The organism is Parasulfitobacter algicola (assembly GCF_013315265.1).
GTDB classification, from domain to species: Bacteria; Pseudomonadota; Alphaproteobacteria; order Rhodobacterales; family Rhodobacteraceae; genus Parasulfitobacter; species Parasulfitobacter algicola.
Genome location: NZ_JABUFE010000010.1, coordinates 1 through 24,178, shown reverse-complemented (window position 1 = coordinate 24,178; position 24,178 = coordinate 1). Strand labels below are relative to the sequence as shown.

Sequence of the window (24,178 nt, the reverse complement as noted above, 5' to 3'; positions counted from 1 at the left end):
GGGCCGCATTAATGAAAAGGTCAGGTTGGTTCAATGGTAACATGTTAATGCCCTGCTCCGGCCTGCGCGGCACGGATCGACGCCTCAATAATTTCCAGAGCTTCAGAGAAGGTATCGTCCTCGATCGTGATGGGGGAGAGGAACCGAATGACATTGCTGTGGATACCACAAGTCAGCAAAATCAAGTTGCGCTGCAATGCGTGTGCCTTCACTGCATTTGTAAAGTCGGGGCTTGGTGCGGCTGAGTCTCTTAATTTGAACTCGACTGCGGTCATGAAACCTGGTCCGCGAATATCCGCAATTTCAGGCACATCTTCCCGCAAACTTTCAAGCCTTTGGCGCAGGCGCGAACCAAGAACATTGGCGCGCTCGCAAAGCTTTTCATCTTCAATAACATCGAGGACGGCATGTGCTGCGGCAATGCCGATCGGCGTCCCTCCGTAAGTCCCGCCGAGGCCGCCCGGGGTTGCACCATCCATGATGTCAGCGCGCCCCGTGACTGCGGCAATCGGGAACCCTCCACCAAGACCTTTTGCCATTGCCGTCAGATCAGGCACTACATCGTGATGTTCCATTGCGAACATTTTACCGGTACGTGCGAAACCGGTCTGCACCTCATCCGCTACAAGAAGTATGCCGTGTTCATCGCAAATCTTGCGCAAATACCGCATGAGTTCTTTGGGCGCTTCATAGAACCCGCCTTCTCCCTGAACGGGTTCCAACATGATCGCAGCGACACGTTCGGGATCCACGTCTGCTTTAAATAATTTGTCCAATGCAGCAATCGAATCCTCAACCGTGACGCCATGAAGTGGAATGGGAAACGGTGCATGAAATACGTCCCCAGGCATCGCGCCAAAGCCTTTTTTGTATGGCACCACCTTGCCGGTAAGGGCCATGCCCATAAATGTTCGCCCATGAAACCCACCTGAGAACGCGATGACCGCCGAGCGTCCAGTTGCCGCGCGCGCAATCTTTACCGCATTCTCGGCGGCTTCAGCGCCTGTTGTTACGAAAATGGTCTTTTTTGCAAAATCACCCGGTACCAGCGCGTTCAGACGTTCGGCTAATCTGATGTAATTTTCGTAAGGGACGACCTGATGGCAAGTATGTGTAAATCGGTCAATCTGGGCTTTCACAGCGGCCACAATTTTCGGGTGGCAATGGCCAGTATTGACCACTGCGATGCCCGCTGCAAAATCTATGAAACGATTGCCTTCGATATCCCAAATTTCAGCGTTTTTCGCCCGATCTGCGAAGATTTGCGTCATCATTCCGACACCACGTGCAATGGCACCATCGCGTCGTACACTTACATCTTTATTCAACATGTCATTGTCCTTTGAAACAGGTCTGCCGGGGCACCACAGCCATACGTTGCGCGCCGGGTCTATTTTTAATGCGAAGTGGGCGGTGTTAGTGCGCGATCATGATGTGACGGACTGCTGTGTAATCTTCGAGCGCGTACATCGACATATCTTTGCCGTAGCCCGATTGTTTGACACCACCATGAGGCATCTCATTGGTCAGCATAAAGTGCGTATTGACCCATGTACAGCCGTATTGAAGCCGGGCAGACACGTCCATGGCTTTGCCAACGTCTTGTGTCCAGACAGACGACGCGAGGCCATAATTGCTGTCATTCGCCCATGTGACGGCTTCGTCCGAATCCGTAAATCTTGTGACTGATACTACCGGGCCAAACACTTCACGTTGGACAATTTCATCGGACTGTAGTGCACCTGCAATTACAGTCGGCTTGTAGTAAAACCCAGAACCATCGGGTGATCCGCCACCGGTCGTGATCTCCATATGCTTTTGTTCGCTGGTTCGTTGCACAAAGCTGGCAACGCGGTCACGTTGGCGCTGCGAAATCAGTGGCGGAATTTCGTTCACCGTGTCGTCAGCCTGATTGTAGGTAATCGTCGCCGCAGCAGACGACAGATCCGCCACCAGTTTATCGTAAATCTTGGGCCCAGCGTAAATGCGACAGGCGGCAGTACAATCCTGACCCGCATTGTAAAAACTGAACGCGCGCATGCCTTCGACGACACGGTCAAGATCAGCGTCGTCGAAGACGATGACCGGGGCTTTACCGCCTAGTTCAAGATGTGTTCGTTTGACAGTCTTTGATGCCGCCTGGAGAACTTTCTTGCCGGTTGAAATATCACCGGTGATCGAAATCATATCCACACCAGGGTGATTGATCAGGGTATTTCCAACAGTTGCCCCCTGCCCGACGATAACATTGATGACACCCTCAGGCAGAATAGCTGACATAAGCTGTGCTAGTTTTAGCGCCGTTAAAGGCGTTTGCTCGGATGGCTTAAGAACCACGGTGTTTCCGCCAGCAAGAGCAGGTGCCAACTTCCACGCCATCATCATCACTGGATAATTCCATGGAGCGATTGAGGCTACGACACCGATAGCATCACGCCGCACCATGCTTGTATGACCTTCCATGTATTCGCCCGCCAAAGGCCCATGCATGTTACGCACAGCACCCGCAAAATAGCGGAAGCAATCCACAACTGCAGGGATCTCTTCATTGCGCACTTCATTGATGGGTTTTCCACAATTAAGCGCCTCAAGTTGGGCCAGGTCCTCAAGCGACCCTTCGACCGCATCGGCAATTGCAAGAAGCTTTTGCGACCGCTCGCTTGGCGTGGTGCGCGACCAGCCAGTGAATGCGGCGCGAGCGGCGGCGACAGCACGGTCAATCTGTGCATTACTCGCTTCTGGCAGCGACAAAATAGTCTCACCGGTACGCGGGTTCAGCACAGCTTCGTCAATTTCTGATCCAGCCTCGAAAGACGATCCGATCAACATCTTGGTTTCCATTATACGTCTCCTGTTAAGAATTATTTGCCTTGCCCGGCAACAGAGTCAGTGCCCCGTGTGAGGTAGTAGGCTCCAAGGATAGGCAGAAAGGTGACCATAACTACGATCATCGCAACAACGTTTGTTACGGGGCGCTGGCGTGGCCGTACGAGTTCTTCGAGCATCCAGATCGGTAGGGTTTGTTGCTGTCCGGCGGTAAAGGTCGTTACGATAACCTCATCGAAAGACAGTGCGAAAGCGAGCATGCCACCCGCGAGCAGGGCAGTCGCTATATTGGGCAAAATTACATGGCGGAACGTCTGGAAGCTATTGGCGCCAAGATCCATGGACGCCTCGACCAGAGATCCCGACACACGACGGAACCGCGCAACAGCGTTGTTATAAACAACCACAACGCAGAACGTGGCGTGGCCCAGAACAATAGTCCAAAAGCTGAATGGAATATCTGCTAAGTTAAAGGCCGAGCGCAATGAGATACCCGTGATGATCCCTGGTAGGGCAATTGGCAGGATTACCATGAGTGATACCGCTTCACGTCCAAAGAACCTAGTTCGACTGATAGCTGCCGCACATAAGGTGCCAAGGATCAAAGCGATAACCGTTGAGATTGACGCAACCTTCACTGAGAGAGACAGTGCTTCCCATACGTCTTCGCGCGCCCATGTCACAGCAAACCACTCCAAAGTCAGCCCAGGGGGTGGCCACTGATAGGATTTGTCTTCAGTGGTGAATGCGTAGACAAAAATAAGCAAAAGCGGCAGGTGCATAAATGCGAGCCCGGCGATCGCTGCAATTTTCAAGCCGAAAGGCGCCCGATCAGAGTGCATCGAATGCTCCCTTGCGTTTGGCCCACCACAGATAGAGACCCATGATAATAATTGGGACAACGGCAAATGCAGCGGCGAGTGGGATGTTTCCTGCAGTGCCCTGGTATTGGTAGACAGCTTGCCCAATGAAACGTCGCGAAGATCCGACAATCTGAGGGATAATATAGTCGCCCAATGTCAGAGAGAACGTAAAGATGGAACCTGCGATTATGCCGGGGAACGCAAGAGGCAGAAGCACGGTACGAAATGCCTGCACTGGTGTTGCCCCCAGATCACCCGAGGCTTCAAGCATCGAGTGTGGCACGCGTTCCAACGAAGCCTGAATGGGAAGGATCATGAAGGGTAGCCAGACATAGAGGAACACAAGGAATGTTCCGGTCGTGCTGACCGATAGAGAATTGCCCCCGACGATAGGCAGTGACAAATAGGCGTTCAACAACCGGCTAAGGTGTAAGGTTTCGAACAACCAATTCAAAATACCTTCTTTGGCTAGGATCAATTTCCATGAATAAACTTTTACCAGATAGCTTGACCACAAAGGCAACATTACACCGAGGTAAAAGAGTGCTTTCCACGGCCCGCGAGCATATCGCGCGGCAAAATAGGCAACAGGAAACCCGATGATCGCAGCACCAATCGTGACGGCCAATGCCATAGTGACGGTGCGCACTATGATGTCGAGGTTGTAGGCCTTGAACAGTTCGCCATAGGTTTTCAACGTGAACTCGTAATTGATAAGGCCCGAAAACTCATCAATCGAAAAAAAGCTTTGCGCGAGCAATGCAAAAAGTGAGCCAAGGTAGATAATTCCAAGCCACGCCACAGGCGGGGCAAGTAGCGCCACAATTAAGAGGCGTGGGTTACGCCAAAGGGTGTCTGATATACGACCGAGTAGAGTATCAGACATTAACCCCCTCCATTACATGCATATCAGCGCTTTCCCATGACAAGTAGATCGTTTCGCCAATATTGGGAACGCTATCTGACAGGGGACATAAAACGGTAAGAGTGACTGCATCCAACTGCACAGATAGTCGCGTCGCACTGCCCAGAAAGTTCACGCTACGCACAACGCCAGCGTGGCCTTGGCTTGAAATCTGAATAGCTTCGGGACGAAGGCTTGCCGGATAGGAAGCACCGACAATCTTTTTAACAAATGGCGCGGGCAAAACGTTGGACGATCCCACAAAATCAGCAACAAATGGCGTCTGCGGATGCAAATACAATTCGTGTGGGGTTGCGATCTGCGCAATGCCACCTTCGTTGAACACAGCGACACGGTCGGCCATCGACAAAGCTTCGCCTTGATCGTGGGTTACAAATACGAACGTAATACCAAGTTGTTTTTGTAGAACTTTAAGCTCTTCCTGCATCTGCTCTCGCAGCTTTAGGTCTAACGCGCCCAAGGGTTCATCCAACAACAAAACCTTGGGTTTGTTGATGATTGCGCGCGCAAGAGCTACTCGCTGGCGTTGACCGCCAGACAGTTCGGATGGCTTGCGTAGCCCATACCCTCCCAAAGCAACCATCTCTAGCGCGTCATCTGCTGCTTTTTGGCGGACAGATTTGGACTGGCCCGCGATCATCAGACCGTAGGCGACGTTATCAATGACATTCAAATGCGGAAAAAGGGCATAGTCTTGAAAGACAGTGTTGATCTCGCGTTTATATGGCGGGACGTCCCCCATATTTTGGCCAAACACCTCGATTGTGCCTGCAGTGGGCCTTTCAAACCCCGCGATAAGGCGCAGGCAGGTTGTTTTACCGGAGCCCGACGGGCCCAACATTGCGAAGAATTCCCCTTCGGCAATGTCCAGGTCGACGTTGTCAACCGCGCGGACCTTTCCGAAATGCCGCGAAACGCCGCTGAATTTAACTGCTACTGTCATACTTAATCCGGTCAAAATGTGCCCTGCCTAGTAATCTGGCAGGGCTTTTTCAGCTAAATTGGCGTTTAGCGCCCGCCGATGACACCGATGTAATCGGACACCCAACGGTAATACGGCACGCATTCCTCTTGGCTTTCGCAAGACGACACCGGTGTTGTCCAGAATTTGATCCGATCAAACTCATCAAACCCGTTTTTGGTGCAGCCTTCGGCGGTTTGCATGCCACGCCCATCCGTACACGCCGCTGGAACCGCAGGATTCGCCCCGAACCAGACTGACAAGTCAGATTGCAGGTTAGACGCCAGCGAATGTTCCATCCACATATACGCGCAGTTCGGGTTTTCCGCATCAACGTGCATCATCGTGGTGTCCGCCCAGCCGGTCGCACCCTCTTGCGGGATGGTGGAGGCAACTGCGGCACCGTCACCCTGCAAGAGATTGACTTGGAACGGCCAAGAACCTGACGCCGCCATACCTTCATTCTTGAAGTCGTCGATTTGAATGAATGCATCGTGCCAGTAGCGGCTGACCAATTGGCGCTGGACACGCAGCAGATCAAGGGCGGCATCGTATTGAACTTGCGTCAACTCATAGGGGGACGTGATTCCCAGTTCGGGCTGATGATACATCAGATAATTGGCGGCATCCGCGATATGGATCGGACCATCGTAAGCCTGTACGCGGCCCTCGTTGGGTTCACCATCGGGCAAATTCATTTCTTCAAACACGACGTTCCAGCTGGTCGGAGCCTCATCAAAGACCTCAGTAGAATACATCAATACATTTGGCCCCCACATATAGGGCGTTCCGTAATGGACACCATCTACGTAGTGCCAGGGTGCCTCTTTCAGGCGGTCATCAACGGTGCTCCAGCTTGGGATCAGATCAATGTTGATCGGCTGAACACGATTGCCCGCAACCATACGCAAGCTCGCATCACCAGACGCGGTCACAAGGTCAAAGCCACCTTCATTCATCAGCGCGACCATCTCATCGCTCGTATTGGCCGTTTTGACATTGACCATGCAACCAGTTGCTTCCTCGAACCCGGTCACCCAATCGAATGTCTCAACCGTCTCGCCGCGTTCTATGTAGCCTGGCCATGCTACAATGTTCACTTCGCCCTCACCGGGACCAACTTCTGTGACCATTTGCGCGATGGCGGGTTGTACACCGACGACGACAGCGATGGTCATTGCAGTACAAGATTTGAGTGCCTTTAACATAGCAGTTCTCCCTGTTAGGAATTTTGGGCGTACGTTGCGCCTTTCAAGTTACCAACAGCTTGCAGTCTTCCCCATGAATTCGCAAATTCAATAGTCAGAAACGTAATATCGGAAAATTCGATATCATTTATCCCCCTTAGACTGATGAGCTTGGGCGATTGTGATAAACTCTCTGGCGCTGTCCGGTAAGGGCGACCCTTTGCGCCACACAATCCCAACATGCACTACTGGCAATTCACCAGATACATCACGCGCATCAATTTTATCACCTTCCAGCGACCATGGGCGGTAGACAAGGTCGGGCAACATCGCCACGCCTGCACCAGTCGCGACTAGTGAACGCACGGCTTCGACAGACCGGGTTCGAAAGGCAATGTTCGGGCGGCTCATCAGAGCAGAGATCGCATTTACGGCCTCTTTTTCCATTTCGTCCATGTTCAGCATGATCAAGGGTTCCTTGGCCACATCTGCGAGGGTGATACTTTCTTGTTGCGTCAACGCATGGCCTAACGGCAACCACAGCCGGAATGGAGAGACGTCCAAAATCTCGACATGTAGCGCGCTCTTCTCGCGCAAGTTGGAGGTAATCATTACCGCCACGTCCAACTCACCGCCGATCAATAGATGTTCAAGGTACTCGCCGTTGTCTTCTATCGCGGTCACATTAATCTGCGGGTTTACCCGTCGGAATTTTGCCAGAAGATCAGACAAAACATATCCAGCCATCAGTGAGGTCACGCCAAGATGCAAATTACCTAACACGGCATCACGCCGTGATCTGAATGCGTGCCGAGCACTTGAGACGTTACCCAATATTGATGAGGCATGGCGCAAAAATTGATGCCCATCATGCGTAATGTTCAATCCTCGTGAATGACGCTCGAACAACTTAACACCTAGATCCGCCTCCAGTTCTTTTACCGCTTCAGTGATAGCACTTTGGGAAATGGAAAGGGTTCTGGCCGCATGGCTGACTGAGCCATGTTCAGCCACGACTACGAAGTAGTTTAACTGACGTAAGGTGAACGCCATTAAGATATGCCTCCTATCTCCTTACAGGGCCCCAGCGCATCTCTAAAATATCGCTGCCAAGCAGAGTTACATAACATATAGCAGCAGTCGGCCACTGCAAACGCGTTCAAGCTAGAAAGCGGTCCGAAATCGACCAGATCAGAACAATTAGCGGTTGGGCTATTGGTAAACATATTGGTACTCCTCACCCGAGAGGAGCATAGTCCGAGGCTCTGCTCAAACGCCAGACGCCTTGTCGTTGTCGCCATCGCTCTGCTTGATCGTCGCAAAATAGGTCCCTGGATCAAAGGTGCGCTCAGGATTGTAGAAGCACGACGTTCACCCCAACTTACGGTGGTCTCAGATGTCAGCTGGTATCTGACTGATTTGAATTATGGTGAATCCTCAAACAGATATCGGCCCGAGGGTCTCAACCCTCGCGCCAGAAACTCGCTCAGGAAGACCAGATTACAGGCGTGTAGCTGCAATCGCCCTGACATGAGCATCAAAACCGGGGAACATCGCCACCATGCGCGCGCTGACCTCCTGCGGTGCACTGGTCAGTGTTCCCGCTGATAAAGGTGGCTCGGGTGCGTACTCAGCCAATAGTTGGATAGATTGCGCGTATTCCGTACCTCGAAGCTCTTCAACTATCGTCAACCCAAAGTCGAGACCGGCCGTGACGCCACCCCCGGTAATTCGGTTACGGTCGCGGACGACGCGCGCATCGATTGCCTCAGCACCAAATGCATCCAGAGAACCCATAGCCAACCAATGCGTAGCCGCGCGGTACCCGTCCAGTAACCCAGCTTGTCCCAGAAGCAACGCTCCGGTGCAGACTGATGTGACATATCTCGCTTCAGCGCCACGAGATTCGAGGAACGAGATGGTCTCGGGGTCTTCCATCGCATTGAGAGTGCCTGAGATGCCGCCCGGAACGAACAAGACGTCTGGCGAAGCATCCGCCTCATCAAGCGTTACGTCAGGCATAATGGTGAGTCGCGTATCGCTAACAATTGGGTCCAGTGTCTTGGCTGCGATTTTCACAGTTGCGCCCCAAAGACTGCCAAACATGTACTGAGGTGCAACTAAGTCGAGGGCGGTCATGCCGGGATAGGCCAGCATTACGATACTTTCTGACCCTGTCCATTCCGCTGGCCATTCGGACATATCGTGTATGGGTTGGGTTAAACTGGCACGGGCAGATCCTTCAGGCAGCGCCATCTGCGCTTTTGCAGATCGAAGGGGCGCTGACGACATAGCGCCAGCGGCCATAAGCAGTGCGAAGTTGCGTCGGTTCATCATTTTGGTGCCTCCAGAATAGGGTTGTTAAATAAGGTGTAAGCGGCCGCCGAAGCATTCTTGCAGCAGCCAGCACAGGTTGATTTCAGGTCAGGCTTTGGCGTAAGCGAGCCAGCTGGACAGGATCAACGTGTCAATTACGAGCACCGTCAGAAGTGCCGCCCCTGCCATCGGGAAGGCCATTGCGACGGCCCGCCCCACAAGCACGGCACCTTGCCAAAGCGGTCGCTCTTTTGGCATCGGCGGTGCCGAAGAGTAGAGTTTATTGACGCGGCCCTCTGGCTGTGCGTTGATGTCGGTGCAAGTCATGTGTTGACTCCAAGCTTTTTGACCCGCGCTTCTGGCAGGTTCTGATCTGAACAAAATTTGGGAAGGGATCAGACTTGAGGTGGAGCTCGTGTCAGGCGTACTGGATCAAGAGGCCATGTCTCGTGCAACCGCTTTGCAACGAAAGACACGCAATTGATAGAAAGTAAGACCTCATTTGGGACGTCATGACCGGTGCGGGGTACGACTGCAGCGCCCAACAATCGACAGGCCTCACATTTTTGGCCCGCCGCGTTGTCTTGTTCACCACTACCGCCGCAGAGGTCCTCTAGCGAGCCACCCATCGCAACGTATTCAGCAAGTTCTGGCGTGAGCGGAACTTTAACATGAGTATGCGCGAACGTAGAAGCGATCACAGCCACTGCAAGCGCGAAGATCGCGCAGAATTTTGAAACAGTTCGGATAGTCGCGCTCATGCAAAACCGCTACTTGATCTGCATAGGGCTGTCGATGCGGCAATTAGCTTTTTTCGACGACGTGCTGTATCAATTGTTAGCCCCTTCACATCCCTGTAGGTTCAAGATTGAGAACCAAGACATCCAACCATAAATCGGATGCGGGGTAAGAGTGTTTTTCGCCGTGAAGTGCCAATTGCCTTCGATGACACCCCCCTTTCCAAGTCGAGGTGTTGGTGGACCAAAGAGCTCAAGATATCGCAGGTGCAAAAGAAAAGGGTGATCGCTTCCGTGGGCGTAAGCCATCTTATGATCGTGAAACCTTTGACTTGGCCGTGTATCTGCTGAGTCTCGGTGATGGCCCCGGTGCCGTTTCGAAAAAGACAGATTTATCACGTCAAACCCTTATCCGTATCTGCGTCAGCGGGCGGCTGGCCTCAGGCAGACAGCTGTTGTTGAGACCACCGATCTACCTCGACTATGGGATCTCAAACGTCAGCGTATCTGACACAGCGCCGGTGTCATCAACATAGGGCCTGTGGTCGTTTGTATTCAGGGAAACCAAGAGTGTGTACTGCCCCGGCCGCAATGGTCCAATCTGCATGGTGGACCCGTAAAGCCGCCCAAGCTTCAGGCCATTCAGATAGACATGCGCATGGCCTTCGTTGTCGACATGCGGCACCATTTCCGCAGCTTGGCGGAAAACGAAATTGTCTGTTTCAACCAGAAGCTCGCCACCATCTGCCGTCATGCCTTCAGGGGCAAAGATTGCAACGGTTGGCGTATTCGGGACTTGAACGCCATTGGCCGCGCTGTGGTTCATCGTCATCACATCGGCAGTGGCATTCAAAACTTGGGTCGAAACATCGCCGTAATCAGCAAATGTCACGACCATTGGCAAAAGCGATCCTTCTGAAAACGACTGGCCGTCGGTCATGAGCATGACATGCGCGCCGTCCATCGCGATCTCGCTTGTGGTACCGCCCGGAACAACGAATGGACCATCGCCGCCTAACGGGTTCATGAGCGAAACCGACATGGCCTGTGGAGAGCTGACGGACGACAGCACGGCTGGCCCGCCATCATTCTGAATGGTCATTGTCACCACGAACATGTTGGGGCGTCCGTCGATCTGAACTGCCCGGGCATTGGATAAAACGATGTCGGATTTTGGCAATCCTGTCATGTATAAAGCCGTAAGACCCGCGCCGATCATTAAAGCAACTGCAATGATGCGTTTCATAAATCTCTTGCTCCAAGCTTGGATATCATGTGTATACTAACAATATGATGCGGCGCAGCAACTCGTTAATTGTCGCCACTGCTGCGGCTTTGATGGTGCGGTCTGGTCCCGCCATCGCGCATCCGGCCGAGCAGGGCTTCGTGCTTTTGCTACCGACAACCGCTTATACGATCGCAGGCACGTTGAGTGTATTTGTATCGATGCTATTGATGTTGGTGTTGCGACACGGGGCACTGGCGCAAATTTTCAAAAGTAGGCCGTTCAGAATCGGCGCACCATCGACAAAGATGGACTTGGCGCATCTTTCGTCTCTTGTCTGGACACTTGTCTTATTCGGTTTGATCGCAATCGGGTTTGCGGGACCAACCGATCCGCAAAGTAACCTGATGCCATTGGTATTCTGGACAGTCTTCTGGATCGCTGTGTTCATCATTCAGGGAACGCTTTTTGATATCTGGCGATGGATCAATCCATGGCGCGGGCTGGCACATTACCTTTTCGGTGATAGCGACGGCTTGGCCCGTCTGCCGAAATGGTGTGCGGCGTGGCCGGCGGTCATTTTGTTCGCACTCTTTCAAAACTTTCTGCTGGCCGATGTCGCGCCCAACGATCCGCCAAGATTGGCCTACGTTATCTCATGCTACTGGGCGATCAACTTTGCCGGTGTGATCGTTTTCGGGGCGAAACCATGGCTTAATCAGGTCGAATGCATCACGGTCATGTTCAATCTGCTGTCACGTCTGCGGCCTGTCACATCGGGGCGAGTGGGCATGCCCGGCTGGCAGGCTGTGACAGAGGCACCACTTGATACTAGCCGGGCGGTTTTCTGCCTTTTGCTGCTTGCCGCGGGCAGCTTTGATGGCCTGAACGAAACGTTCTGGTGGTTGGACCAGCTTGGAATAAACCCTTTGGAATTTCCGGGGCGATCAGCTGTCTATTGGCCAAATCTGATCGGCTTGTATCTGATCCTGCTTATGCTGGTGATCATCTACACTTTTGCGATTGGGGTGGGGATTGCGGCCGTGCGGATTGTTCACCCGCAACACCGGTTGCGCCTATCTAATATGTTTCGGAGCTTTGCGATCACTTTGTTACCGATCGGGCTAGGTTATCATTTCGCGCATTACTATGTCACTTTTTTAGTCCAGATTCGGGTCACTTTAGCGACCTTGGCAGACCCCTTTGCGCTGGGGTGGAATCTGTTCGGATTAAATGCTGTCAAGGTGACAACGGGGTTTTTGGCCCAGCCTGATACAGTAAAAATGATCTGGTTGACACAGGCCAGTGCCGTGGTCCTGTCACATGTTTGGGCCGTCCTTTTGGGGCATCGGGTTGCAGAGCAGCACTGCGAAACAGCCAGAGATGTCATCATGTTGCAGGTCGGTGTTTCCATACTGATGATATTTTATACAATTTTCGGATTATGGCTGCTGGCGAGCCCAAAGGGCGGATAGTTCAAAAAAAGATGTAGACAACTCGTTAGTACACACACAATACTGAATCGAAATACGCGGCGTAAGATCGCGCTGACGACAAGGGAGATAAAGATGACGATCAAAACGACAAAAAACGCTGTATCACGTCGTAAGGCCCTGCTGGGATTGGGCGTTGGTGCAGGCGCTTTGGCGACAAGTGGGCTGATGCCGGGGGCAATGGGATTTGCCCAGGCGCAAAGCTCTGCACCCATCAAGATTGGATTTCAGAAACATGCGACAGGGATCGGTGCCGCCTACGGCCGCTGGTATGACGCAACGACAACCGCCGCTATCCAGCGGATCAACGACAGTGGTGGGATCAATGGACGACCGGTTGAGATTGTGACCGAAGATGACGGCACTGATCCAAGTCGCGGTGCCGAAGCATTGGAAAAGTTCGAGAAACTGCATAGCTGCGACGTTGCTTTTGGCACATTGTTCAGCCACGTCGTGATTGGCTCAGCTCCGCGCGCGGCAGAGCTGAAACTGCCGTATTTTGTTGTTTCCGAAGGGCATCATGTGGCAAGCGGCATGCTCAATCGCTATACGCTGCAACCGGGAATCACTGATGTGAAAAGTCAGGTGGTTTCGATGGCACCCTTCATCGCCAACAACCTTGGCAAGAAGGTCACGATGATCTTTCCCGACTTTGCGTTTGGGCACGATCATCGAGATTTCTTTACACAGGCCATCGAGGCGCAGGGCGGTGAAGTTGTCGCAAAAATCGCGATCCCGCCGACCGAGACATCATTTACCCGTTATTTCCCCAGCATTCCGCGTGAGACAGAAGTGATTTATCATGTCATGGTTGGTCCTGCTGTTCTGACATTTGTAAAGGAAATGGGCGAGTTCTTCGGCCCAAGCCGACCAGAGCTCTTTGGGTTCATCGACAGTCTTGAAGCTGTTGGCATTGATAGCCCAGGGTTGGAATTCCTGGAAAGTACGTACTTCTGGGAAGGCATGCCGCGTCACGTTCAGGATAATCAAAGCGAGGCCGAGAAGACCTATCGCGCGGCAGTTGGCTGCGATGACAGGGGGGCGTCACTTGATGATCCTGCTGACGTGTCAACCTATGCCCATATGTTTGGCTGTTGGGAAACGCTGAATGTGATCAAGGCTGGCATGGAGGCTGCCGACTATCAGGGCCCACAAGATCGGACCAAACTGATCGAGGCGGTCGAGGCGATGTCTGACATGCCTGAATCGCTGGATCATCCTCAAGGCGCCAAACGTTTCAACGGCAAGACCCATCAGGTGTTTGGTCAACAGTTCATCTCGAAGGTCACAGAAGGGAAGATGGTGGTCGAACATGTCGCCACGATCGAAGACGGTCTGTACGAAGACGAGGTTGATTACACAACGCAGTCTTTCTGACTATCCCCGGCACACTGAAAAGTAAAAAAGAGTTGTTTAGATGGATTTCGGACCGCATCTGATGCTCGCCACCCTAGAGGGTACGGTCATCGCTTCTATCCTTGTGTTGACAGCAATGGGGTTAAGCATCGTTTTCGGCGTTATGCGCGTCGTGAACGTGGCGCATGGAGAGTTCTTTATGCTTGGTGCCGTGCTGGCATGGTATGTCAGCAAGATGCTGGGCGGTCATCCTGCTATTGGGTTTGCAGCAGCGCTTGTCATTGCACCTTTGGTTGTTGGATTGATCGCGGCGGTTTCAGATCAGCTTATTCTGAAGCGGATCAACTATGACCCGGATCGCACGATTGTCGGTACAATCGGGATTCTGTTTATCATTCAGCAAACGACTTTGATGACGTTTGGCCCCGAAGCACGACCGGTTGAGGCCCCCTTTAATCAGCGTTTGGCGCTGCCTTGGTTTGAGTTCAGCGAGGGTGGACTTCAAATGATCTGGCCGTGGGGACTAAGCATCACCAGCTACAAACTGTTCGTAATCTTTGCTGCGTTGACGGTCCTTCTTGCGCTCTGGCTTTTTCTGACGCGTACAAAAATCGGCCTGATTATGCGGGCTACCCAGCAAGACAGCGAAACGGCCAAGGCCTTTGGCGTACCGGTCGGCACAGTCTATTCCTGTGTCTTTGGTCTGGGTGCTGCACTGGCCGCGTTGGGTGCCGTGCTGGTTGTCCCGATTCAACAGGCCCATTATCTGATGGGTGCAGACCCCTTGCTGATGGCATTCACCGTGGTGATCATCGGTGGATTGGGAAGCCTGCCGGGTACCGTCATCGCCGCATTTCTGATTGGGATGAGCGATGGGATCATTTCTGTCTTTTTCTCGCCAACGCTGGCTCAGATCATCGCCACCTTTCTTGTTGCGATGATCCTGGTGTTCAGACCGCAAGGGTTGATGGGAAAGGCCGAGACATGACAGTGGCAGGCAAAATCAACACCCTTCATTTTGGCATACTGCTGTTTCTGTTGGCTTGTTTTTTCATCCTGCCAGCCTACCACGTCGGGGCGCTGTCGCGTATTATGGTGCTGGCGATCTACGCCATCGGGCTGAATATTTTGTTCGGCTACACGGGCTTGCTGAGCCTGGGGCATGCGATGTTTTTCGCAGCGGGCATGTATGGGCTTGGCCTTTCGATCAAATTTCTGGGCGTTTCTGTCATACCGGCATTCGGTATCGGAATACTCAGCGCCGCAGTGTTGAGCGTCTTGGTTGGCTTGCTGGCGCTGCGTACAGTTGGCGTGTCCTTCATGATCGTGACACTCATGTTTGCGCAAACCATCTATTTGGTCGTTCTGTATTTTGGCGAATACACCCGCGGGGACGAAGGTTTCGTGCTGCAACAGGCCGAACGGATGCTGCTAAACTTTGATGTTACAACCGAGGCCGGTCGTTACTTTGTTGCCTTCGGGGCATTTTCCATCTGCCTTATTTCATTTGCGGCATTGGTTCAGTCGTCTTTTGGCAAGCGCCTTGTGGCCATCCGCGAAAATGAGGAACGCGCCCGTATGCTAGGCTATGACGTCTGGCGCTACAAGCTGCTGGCTGTGATCATCTCGGGCACTGTCTCAGGCGTTGCTGGCGCACTTTACGCACTGTTATTTGGCTATGTCGGGGCAACTTTTGCCTCGGTACAGTATTCAATTCTGCCGCTTTTGTGGGTCTTGCTCGGGGGGGCAGGCAAGACAATCGGACCTCTGATCGGGGTGGCGTTCATGTTCTACCTGATCGACGCATCAAGCGCTTACACAAGTGCTTACATGCTTATTGCAGGCCTCGCGCTTGTCATTCTGACAATGTTCGCACCACGCGGGATCGCCGGTATTCTTCAAGCAAAGGTGTGGCCATGGCTGCCTTAACACTTCTTGAGACTAAGGGTTTGACGAAAACCTATGGCGGTTTGCAGGCTAATACCAACATTGATTTTACATTGCAGAAGGGGCTGGTAACCGCGCTGATCGGGCCAAATGGCGCTGGCAAATCGACATTTGTCGGCATGTTGAGCGGACGCACATCTGCCACACAGGGCAGCGTTATCTTTGAGGGTCGCGATATCAGCCACTTGCCTGCCCACAAAAGGATACAGCTTGGGCTGGCCTATACGTTTCAGATCACATCGATCTTTACCGGGTTAAGCGTGCATGAAAACGTAGCCCTCGCCGCAGGTCGTACAATGTCGGCGGACGGCAATACACTAAACATAAAGGTGTATCAGACACTCGATCAAGTAGGCATCGCTGATCGTGCCGATCAGATCGCAGGTGATCTGAGCTATGGTCACCAACGCCTTCTGGAAATAGCCATGGGCCTAGCCCAAGAACCGAAACTCTTCATTCTGGATGAGCCGACGCAAGGGTTGGCTGAAACAGAAATCAACGACTTCATCACGCTGATCAGATCACTTGCCGGGCATACGACGATACTTCTGATTGAGCATAACATGAAAGTGGTCATGGACACCGCTGATCATATCGCGGTGCTGGATCAGGGAATGTTGCTCGCCGAAGGCACGCCCGCGGAAATCAGCGCAAATGCATCGGTGCAAGCGGCCTATCTTGGAAAGACGGTAGATGCTTGAAGTCAACGATATCCATACCGGATATGGCCCCGTCAAAGTGCTTTATGGTGCGTCGCTCAAGGCACAGTCTTCGGAAATTCTGTGCCTTCTGGGCCGGAACGGTGCAGGTAAGACAACCATGATGAAGGCAATCATGGGCTTGCTGCCTGTCACGTCTGGCACTGTCACGCTTGAAGGACAGGAACTGCACCGGCTTCCAGCCCATCACGTGCCGCGACAAGGGATCGGGTATATCCCGCAGGGTCGCAGGCTTTTCAAGGAACTGACCGTTGATGAGAATATTGAAATCGGTCTAATGACCCGCAAGCAAAGCCGGGATACCCGTGACTGGGTGCTGGATTTGTTCCCCCGGCTCAGAGAACGACTTGATCAGCAGGCCGGCACCCTGTCGGGTGGAGAGCAGCAGATGCTGGCCACAGCGCGTGCGCTATGTCTCAGACCGAAAGTGTTACTGCTAGACGAACCGACCGAAGGTCTCCAGCCGTCCATGATCGAACAGATCCGTCAGGTGATCGTGAAGATGCGGGATGAAGGGTTCGCCATCATACTGGTCGAACAGCGGGTTGATGCCGTCCTGTCGATTGCCGACCGCGTGACATTCATTGAAAATGGTCGCGATGTCAGAACAACGGATGCGGCTACGCTAAAGCAGGATCCATCAATCATCGCGCAGCATTTGGGCGTCTGAAGGCGCAAAAAAGCCCGCCTGATCACTTGGGCAGACTCCGTCGATCAGGTTCTTGTTGGTATCCGTTCTCATACAAATGCCTGAAGCCCCGTCTGCGCCCGCCCGAGGATCAGCGCGTGCACATCATGGGTGCCTTCATAGGTGTTTACCGTTTCAAGGTTCACCATATGGCGCATAACATGGTATTCTTGGCTGATGCCGTTGCACCCATGCATGTCCCGTGAGACGCGCGCGATGTCCAGCGCCTTGCCGCAGTTATTCCGCTTGATCATTGAGATCATTTCGGGCGCTGCGCTTGCTGTGTCCAGCAAACGCCCGACCCGCAATGCCGCTTGAAGCCCCAGCGCGATTTCTGTCTGCATGTTGGCCAGTTTCAACTGGAAAAGCTGGGTTGCAGCCAAGGGTTTGTTGAATTGTTTGCGATCCAAACCATACTGTCGGGCGCGATGCCAGTATTCCTCGGCTGCGCCCATCACACCCCAGGCAATGCCATATCGCGCACGGTTCAGACAGCCGAACGACCCTTTGAGTCCTTAGACATCGGGCAGCAATGCATCGTCGCCGACTTCGACCTGATCCATTACGATTTCGCTGGTGACCGAAGCGCGCAAGGACATCTTGCCCGTGATCTTTGGAGCGGATAGCCCCTTCATCCCTTTTCCAGAACGACCCCTTTGATCTTTCCGCCGTGGGCATCAGACTTGGCCCAAACAACGAAGACATCTGCGATCGGCGCGTTCGAAATCCACATTTTGGAACCGTTCAGGACATACCCGCCATCCGTCTTGCGTGCCGTGGTTTTCATAACATCCGGATCAGACCTGGCATCGGGTTCCGTCAGGCCAAAGCAGCCAATGCTTTCGCCGCTGGCCAGTTTGGGCAGGTATTTCTGCCGCTGTTTCTGGGTTCCGTAGGCATAAATCGGATACATCACCAAGCTGCACTGCACCGACATCATCGACCGATAGCCGCTGTCGATGCGTTCAACCTCGCGGGCGACAAGACCGTAGGCCACGTAATTTGCGCCCAATCCCCCGTATTCTTCGGGGATCGTCGTACCGAGCAGACCCATTTCGCCCATTTCGGCAAAAATGGCGGGGTCGGTGGTTTCGTTCTAAAACGCACACATGACACGCGGCAACAGTTTGTCCTGCGCATAGGCGCGGTCACTGTTCTGGATCATACGCTCGTCCACGCGGAGCTGGTCATTCAGCAAGAACGGATCGGCCCAGTTGAACGGGCCAAGGTCCGGTTTGCTGTGGGCGGATAGATCCTTGGCCATATCAGTCTCCTAATCGACAAATGCGCGTTCGACGACAAACGTGTCGGGGCGGTTGTTCGCGCCTTCGACAAGGCCGAACTGTTCTAGCATGGCTTTGGTGTCGCGTAGCATCTCCATTGAGCCGCAAATCATGCCCCGATCCGTCTCTGACGCAATCGGGGGCAGGTCCAGATCTTTGAACACCTTGCCCGACGCCATCAAATCGGTGATGCGCCCCTGAAATGGATAGTCTTCGCGGGTCACGGTGCAGTAGTGGCGCAGGCCTTGGGCGAATTCTCCGACCAAAGGGTCATCTTTGAGGTCAGCGACAAGGTCCTGACCGTACTTCAATTCACCGACGTCGCGGCATGTGTGCGTCAGTATAACCTCGTCAAACTTCTCGTAGGTTTCGGGGTCCCGGATCAGGCTAGCAAAGGGGGCGATGCCGGTGCCTGTTGAAAACATCCACAACCTCTTGCCCGGCAGCAATGCGTCATTCACCAGTGTGCCCGTGGGTTTTTTGCGCATCAGCATCGTATCGCCGACCTTGATCTTCTGCAGATGCTCGGTCAGTGGCCCATCAGGGACCTTGATGGAATAGAACTCCAACTCTTCGTCCCAGCTGGGCGAGGCGATGGAGTAGGCGCGAAAAACGGGCTTTTCTGCATTCGGCAGAGCGATCATGACGAATTCGCCGGACCGAAACCGGAACGACGCTGGGCGAGTGATCCGGAACTTGAACAGTCGGTCGGTGTAATGTTCGACCGATGTGACCGTTTCGGCAAATACACCTGCCGGGATAGGGTAGTCGCGGTCACCTTTTGATTTGTCCAACGGCATGTGGTTTCTCCTTTTGTCAGGCCGGGGCTTCCGACAAAAGCGCCAGCTTATCAGTTTTGTTGCGCCAATCGTCAGCATCGGTGGGCGGATCCTCTTGACGCAAATGTTGGGCCATTGTTCGGCAAACTTCTGGTTCAACGCGATCCACAAAACGGCGCCGTCAATCGTGTCAGGCTTGATAGCATCAACCGGGCATTCAGGTTGACAGCCCCCGCAGTCGATGCATTCCTCGGTGTTGATGAAGACCACATTTTAGCCCTCATAAAAGCAATCGACAGGACAAACCTAGATGCAATCCTGGTACTTACAGTTGATGCAGGCGTCAGTGACAACGTAAGTCATAGTAAATCCAAATTCGTTAGTATACAAACAAATAAACGGGGTATCACCGGCCTGTCAAGCCGGTTGCGCGTCAGACAATCAGTGGCGAAAGCACTTGACGCCAACACGTCAAATATATTCGTATACTAACAAATAATCGGAGCTGCCCATGCAGAAACTTGTGATCAAAAACATTGGCCAAATCCTGTCGGGTAAATTGGAAAGCCCTGTTTTCGACGGGAATTGCCTAATTGCTATTGATGGGAAAATCGACGCATGGGGGAATGAAAAAGACCTTGATTGCAGCGGTGCCACGACCGAGGTTGACGCCAAGGGCGTCACGTTGGCACCCGGGCTGATCGACAGTCATGTCCACCCAGTTGTCGGCGACTATACCCCCCGCCAGCAACAGCTTCACTGGATCGATTCGACATTGCATGGCGGCGTTACCACCATGATCTCTGCCGGTGAGGTGCATATGCCGGGCCGCCCAAAAGACATTGTCGGGCTCAAGGCAATGGCGATTGCGTCGCAACGCTGGTACGAAAATTTCCGGCCTTCGGGCGTCAAGGTTCATGCCGGCGCGCCGGTTATTGAAAAAGGCATGATCGAGGAAGACTTTGCCGAGATGGCGAAGGCAGGTGTGCGCTTGTTGGGCGAGGTCGGACTTGGCACCGTCAAGGATGGTAAGACCGCGCAAAAGATGGTCGGGTGGGCCCGTAAATACGGGATGCAAAGCACGATCCACACAGGTGGCCCATCTATTCCTGGGTCAGGCCTGATTGACGCAGATATGGTCATGGAAACCGGTACAGATGTGATCGGGCACATCAATGGCGGGCATTCCGCGCTGCCCGACGATCAGATCATCTGTTTGTGTGAAAGCTGCAAAGCCGCGTTCGAAATTGTGCACAACGGCAATGAGCGCGCTGCTGTCCTGACTGTAAACACCGCAAGAGAGCTGGGAAAACTCAATCAGGTCATTCTTGGCACTGATGGTCCGGCGGGATCCGGTGTGCAGCCGCTGGGTATCCTGCGGATGATTGCGATGTTATCCGCCTTCGGCAATGTTCCTGCTGAACAGGCATTCTGCTTTGGCAACGGAAACACCGCACGACAGCGTAATCTGGATGTCGGTCTGATCGAAAAAGGCTACAGCGCTGACTTTGTTCTGCTGGATCAGGCACAACATGCGCCTGGCAAGACGATGCTGGAATCCATTCAACTTGGCAATCTGCCCGGGGTCGGCATGACGATCATCGACGGTATCGTCCGCACCGAACGATCCCGGAACACGCCACCCGCAAACAGGTTTCCCGAGCACGTCAAATGACCGCGCCACTGTCCGGCCTAAAAGTCGTTGAACTCGCGCGGATTCTGGCTGGCCCATAGATCGGACAGACCTTGGCGGATCTGGGTGCGGATGTACTCAAAGTCGAAAGCCGCAGGGGGATAATACCCGGTCATGGGACCACCGTTCATTGACCATAACGGCGATCGATCGGCTGCCTACTTTCGTGCCAATCGCGATAAGAACAGCATTGCTGTTGATTTCAACGATCCGGCGTCGCGGGCCGCGCTGATTGAAGAGATCGCGCAGGCCGACGTTTTGATCGAAAACTTTAAGGTCGGGGGTCTGAAGAAATTCGGGCTCGACGACAACAGCCTGCACGAGATGTTTCCGCGGCTGATCTATTGCTCGGTCACGGGGTTTGGGCAGGACGGACCATACGCACACCGCGCAGGTTACGTTTTCTGATCCAAGGCATGTCCGGCATCATGAGCCAGACGGGGGAGCCAGACGCCGCACACCAAAAAATTGGCATTGCCTTTGCCGATATTTTTTCCGGATTATATGGTGTCATCGGTATTCAGGCCGCCTTGGCTGAGCGGGAAAAAAGCGGGCTAGGTCAGCAGATCGATATCGCGTTGTTCGACTGTATGACGGGTGTGTTGGCCAATCAGGCGATGAATTATCTGGCGACAGGTCAGGCCCCAAGACGACTGGGAAACGCCCATCCGAATATCGTGCCCTACCAGACATTTCCAACGTCAGACGGCCATATCATCATTGCCGGCGGGAATGATCGGCAATTCCAGTCGCTTTGCGATGTTCTAGGCGCGCTGCAGATTGCTGGGGATCAAAGGTTCCAGCAGAACCCTGACCGTGTTGCAAATCGAAAGGCACTGACGGCGCTTTTGACAAACCTTTTGTTCGGTTGGACAAAGGCGGAAATCTTGGAGGCGTTGGAGGCCGCGGAAGTCCCAGCCGGGCCCATCAACGACGTGAAAGAGGCCCTGACTGACCCACAGATCGTCCATCGCGGGATGCTAATATCACCCAAAGGGGTGTCGGGTATTAGAACGCCGATTACATTCTCACGCTCTCGTCTCATTCTTGACAAGGCATCGCCTGCAAAACCGGACACTTAATCGTTGACCCCGATGGCAGGCAGGACAGTATCGCAAGAAGAACGATTGTGTTTACAGCGTGTGACTGGGTGCACACTCGGTGAAACCGGTGTGGTTGGACGTATCATCTTGCTGTTATGGAAAGTATCTCAGAGAAGCCACCTTATACCCACACTAGCTGTTCACGGTATCAAGAGTCATTTTCCGACTTGCGGGACGGAGCTGCTGTTCGCGGAGTTAGGGCGAATGACGGCTATCGCGTCACAGCCTTTCCGGATACCTTGGGTGCAGTAACCTAAAGAAGACGATAACATGCGGTTTCTCGATTGGATCAAGTCACTATTTTCCCGACCAGTTTCTTCACCTCAAATCGTGGGAGCAAGGGCAGTTGAACCCACACATCAGGAGATGCAAACGGCGATGCATCGACTAAATGAGCTTGCGAAAACTGCAATTCTAGGGGAGATCGGCGGGAGCAAACCCCAAAAGGAAAACAGGGCTACAAGCTGGTGGGGTGGAAATTTTCTAGGTGCGCAAGATGAGGAAGTTCCTGTTTGCAATCGGTCGGGACAAATGATGCATCCTGTACTGCAAATTCGTGTTGATGAGTTACCGGAAATTCCACCCGCGTTCGAAGGGCTTGCGCTCATAAACATCTGGATGGATTTGCAATCCTCAACTTTCTGGGGCGCAGAAAACGGAAATGGATTTCTTGTTCGGACGTACACCGACGTCAGAAACCTTGTCCCTCTTGGGGGTGGCTACAGGGAAAGTTCCGACTTACCAACATTTCCTGTATTCTGGCGTGAAACGATAGCCGAGAAACCAAGCTGGGAAGACATGGCCGGTGAAGTGCCGACAAACGTTGCCAGAGCTTCCGCAAATGATTGGTTCTTTAGTAGCAAACACTCATCTGACAGATACCACGAACTGCGTAGCAAGTACCCGGTTAAAATTGGCGGTTGGCCAACATGGATTCAGGGTTCCAACTGGCCCAAAGACGCGCAGTTTTTCTTTCAGGTCGACTCAACCGACAAAGGCAAAATGTCTCTCGGCGATGCAGGTTCATTCTACATATTCAAGACTTCGGATTCGTGGGTGATTAGAGGGGATTGCTACTGAAGCCGACATTCACATATTGCGCAGCATCATGCACTCTTGGCTCCTTCAGGCCATTCGTCGTACTCCGCACGAATGGCGGCTAAGCCGATCGGGGCTTAGGCCAGATGAGCGTTTTTGCGGCAACGCTGTTTGCCGTGTTTTTCTCGACGAACTAAAGATTTTTCGACGGAGGAAATGCAAATGAACAAGACGCTGCATGTGGGTCTGGACGTCCACAAGGACACGATTGCTGTGGCGGTTGCAGAAGACGGGCGCGGTGGCGAAGTCAGATTTTATGGCACTGTTGTAAATTCGGCGGATGCTGCTCTGAGACTTACGAAGACATTGATCAAGAACGGGCACACCCCTTCATTTTGTTATGAAGCTGGTCCTTGCGGCTATGGCCTTCACAGACATCTGACCAAACTTGGATTTGAATGCGCGGTGGTCTCACCATCGATGATCCCACGCAAAGCCGGTCACAGGGTCAAGACTGACAGGCGCGATGCGCAGATGCTGGCCCGGCTCTGGCGGGCTGGAGAGTTGACGCCAATCTGGACACCAGATGAAGAGCAGGAAGCGATGCGGGATCTGATCCGAGCGCGCAAACAGGCTGTCGATGTGGTGAAGGCCTCGAAAATGCAGCTGCTGAGTTTCTTACTCAGGCACGGTCTTCGCTATGAGAACGGCCAATATTGGACGAAGCGCCACCGCCGATGGCTCGCAGAACTGCGGCGTTTCCGCTTTTACCATCAACAGCTCGTTTTCGAGGAACTCAAACGCACTATCGATCAGGCCGAAGAAAGGGTTGCGAGATTGGATCAAGCTATTGAGGCAGCAATTCCGGACTGGCATTTTGCACCGGTCGTTGACGCGTTGCGTGCCCTGCGCGGTGTGAACACCACGATCGCTTCGACAGTCGTGGCCGAGATCGGTGACATTACCTGCTTTGACAATCCCCGCCAGCTGATGGCCTGGCTCGGGCTGGTGCCGAGCGAACATTCCAGTGGTAATACCA

21 protein-coding genes and 3 pseudogenes are annotated in these 24,178 nt (G+C 53.2%); 10 read left to right on the top strand and 14 right to left on the bottom strand.

Going from position 1 to position 24,178, the window contains the following annotated elements; translation table 11 throughout:
• Positions 1–44: 44 nt before the first annotated feature.
• From HRQ87_RS14910 to HRQ87_RS14865, 11 genes are all read right to left on the bottom strand, one after another.
• Positions 45–1,331, bottom strand: a complete 1,287-nt coding sequence (locus HRQ87_RS14910) for a 4-aminobutyrate--2-oxoglutarate transaminase (RefSeq protein ID WP_174139242.1) — start codon at positions 1,329–1,331, stop codon at positions 45–47.
• A gap of 85 nt (positions 1,332–1,416) precedes the next feature.
• A complete protein-coding gene (locus tag HRQ87_RS14905) occupies positions 1,417–2,841 on the bottom strand; it encodes a gamma-aminobutyraldehyde dehydrogenase (RefSeq protein ID WP_174139241.1) in 1,425 nt (474 codons plus the stop codon).
• A 20-nt stretch (positions 2,842–2,861) separates the two neighbouring features.
• Entirely contained in the window at positions 2,862–3,668 is an 807-nt protein-coding gene (locus HRQ87_RS14900) for an ABC transporter permease (protein ID WP_174139240.1), read from the bottom strand.
• Positions 3,658–4,575: an ABC transporter permease gene (locus tag HRQ87_RS14895; protein WP_174139239.1), complete on the bottom strand. Its 918-nt coding sequence runs from the start codon at positions 4,573–4,575 to the stop codon at positions 3,658–3,660. Before HRQ87_RS14895 ends, HRQ87_RS14900 begins: the two co-directional genes overlap by 11 nt.
• Positions 4,568–5,557 (bottom strand): ABC transporter ATP-binding protein, encoded by a 990-nt coding sequence (locus HRQ87_RS14890; RefSeq protein WP_174139238.1) that lies wholly within the window; start codon positions 5,555–5,557, stop codon positions 4,568–4,570. The genes HRQ87_RS14895 and HRQ87_RS14890 overlap by 8 nt, the downstream gene beginning before the upstream one ends.
• Before the next feature lie 65 nt (positions 5,558–5,622).
• A complete protein-coding gene (locus HRQ87_RS14885; protein ID WP_174139237.1) occupies positions 5,623–6,783 on the bottom strand; it encodes an ABC transporter substrate-binding protein in 1,161 nt (386 codons plus the stop codon).
• 123 nt (positions 6,784–6,906) lie between these two features.
• Complete coding sequence (locus tag HRQ87_RS14880) at positions 6,907–7,815, bottom strand: LysR substrate-binding domain-containing protein (protein ID WP_174139236.1); 909 nt, start codon at positions 7,813–7,815, stop codon at positions 6,907–6,909.
• Between the two features lie 447 nt (positions 7,816–8,262).
• Positions 8,263–9,099, bottom strand: a complete 837-nt coding sequence (locus tag HRQ87_RS14875) for a DJ-1/PfpI family protein (protein WP_217430469.1) — start codon at positions 9,097–9,099, stop codon at positions 8,263–8,265.
• An 87-nt stretch (positions 9,100–9,186) separates the two neighbouring features.
• The gene (locus tag HRQ87_RS14870; protein ID WP_217430479.1) at positions 9,187–9,405 is read right to left on the bottom strand and encodes a hypothetical protein; all 219 of its coding nucleotides are present in this window, start codon (positions 9,403–9,405) and stop codon (positions 9,187–9,189) included.
• A gap of 503 nt (positions 9,406–9,908) precedes the next feature.
• The gene (locus tag HRQ87_RS20605; protein WP_343035315.1) at positions 9,909–10,124 is read right to left on the bottom strand and encodes a DUF6194 family protein; all 216 of its coding nucleotides are present in this window, start codon (positions 10,122–10,124) and stop codon (positions 9,909–9,911) included.
• 172 nt (positions 10,125–10,296) lie between these two features.
• Complete coding sequence (locus HRQ87_RS14865; protein WP_174139235.1) at positions 10,297–11,061, bottom strand: copper chaperone PCu(A)C; 765 nt, start codon at positions 11,059–11,061, stop codon at positions 10,297–10,299.
• Between the two features lie 29 nt (positions 11,062–11,090).
• Between HRQ87_RS14865 and HRQ87_RS14860 the strand changes: the two genes are divergently transcribed.
• The 6 genes from HRQ87_RS14860 (at position 11,091) to HRQ87_RS14835 (ending at position 17,225) form a co-directional block, all read left to right on the top strand.
• Positions 11,091–12,515, top strand: coding sequence for a hypothetical protein (locus HRQ87_RS14860; RefSeq protein WP_174139234.1), 1,425 nt, complete (start codon positions 11,091–11,093; stop codon positions 12,513–12,515).
• Positions 12,516–12,608: 93 nt separating this feature from the next.
• Positions 12,609–13,910 carry an ABC transporter substrate-binding protein gene (locus HRQ87_RS14855; protein ID WP_174139233.1) on the top strand — a complete coding sequence of 434 codons (1,302 nt, stop codon included), beginning with the start codon at positions 12,609–12,611 and terminating at the stop codon, positions 13,908–13,910.
• Between the two features lie 40 nt (positions 13,911–13,950).
• On the top strand, positions 13,951–14,877 hold the full coding sequence (locus HRQ87_RS14850) for a branched-chain amino acid ABC transporter permease (protein WP_174139232.1): 927 nt from the start codon (positions 13,951–13,953) through the stop codon (positions 14,875–14,877).
• A complete protein-coding gene (locus HRQ87_RS14845) occupies positions 14,874–15,818 on the top strand; it encodes a branched-chain amino acid ABC transporter permease (RefSeq protein ID WP_174139231.1) in 945 nt (314 codons plus the stop codon). Before HRQ87_RS14850 ends, HRQ87_RS14845 begins: the two co-directional genes overlap by 4 nt.
• Positions 15,806–16,537: an ABC transporter ATP-binding protein gene (locus tag HRQ87_RS14840; protein ID WP_174139230.1), complete on the top strand. Its 732-nt coding sequence runs from the start codon at positions 15,806–15,808 to the stop codon at positions 16,535–16,537. Before HRQ87_RS14845 ends, HRQ87_RS14840 begins: the two co-directional genes overlap by 13 nt.
• Entirely contained in the window at positions 16,530–17,225 is a 696-nt protein-coding gene (locus HRQ87_RS14835) for an ABC transporter ATP-binding protein (protein ID WP_174139229.1), read from the top strand. The genes HRQ87_RS14840 and HRQ87_RS14835 overlap by 8 nt, the downstream gene beginning before the upstream one ends.
• A 68-nt stretch (positions 17,226–17,293) precedes the next feature.
• On the opposite strand, the pseudogene HRQ87_RS14830 reads toward HRQ87_RS14835, so the two are convergent.
• The 3 genes and pseudogenes from HRQ87_RS14830 to fdxA all read right to left on the bottom strand — a co-directional run bounded on the left by HRQ87_RS14830 (position 17,294) and on the right by fdxA (position 19,668).
• Positions 17,294–18,507 (bottom strand): annotated as a pseudogene (locus HRQ87_RS14830) (acyl-CoA dehydrogenase).
• A 9-nt stretch (positions 18,508–18,516) separates the two neighbouring features.
• Positions 18,517–19,326, bottom strand: a complete 810-nt coding sequence (locus HRQ87_RS14825; RefSeq protein ID WP_174139228.1) for a ferredoxin--NADP reductase — start codon at positions 19,324–19,326, stop codon at positions 18,517–18,519.
• A 16-nt stretch (positions 19,327–19,342) separates the two neighbouring features.
• A pseudogene (gene fdxA, locus HRQ87_RS14820) lies at positions 19,343–19,668 on the bottom strand (ferredoxin FdxA).
• Positions 19,669–19,816: 148 nt separating this feature from the next.
• Here fdxA and HRQ87_RS14815 point away from each other — a divergent pair.
• The 4 genes and pseudogenes from HRQ87_RS14815 to HRQ87_RS14800 all read left to right on the top strand — a co-directional run.
• A complete protein-coding gene (locus HRQ87_RS14815; RefSeq protein ID WP_174139227.1) occupies positions 19,817–20,980 on the top strand; it encodes an amidohydrolase family protein in 1,164 nt (387 codons plus the stop codon).
• A 59-nt stretch (positions 20,981–21,039) separates the two neighbouring features.
• Positions 21,040–22,080: pseudogene (locus HRQ87_RS14810) on the top strand (CaiB/BaiF CoA transferase family protein).
• 291 nt (positions 22,081–22,371) lie between these two features.
• Complete coding sequence (locus HRQ87_RS14805) at positions 22,372–23,181, top strand: DUF1963 domain-containing protein (RefSeq protein ID WP_174139226.1); 810 nt, start codon at positions 22,372–22,374, stop codon at positions 23,179–23,181.
• Between the two features lie 180 nt (positions 23,182–23,361).
• The coding region (locus HRQ87_RS14800; protein ID WP_174139225.1) for an IS110 family RNA-guided transposase at positions 23,362–24,178 on the top strand (817 nt) is incomplete at its 3' end.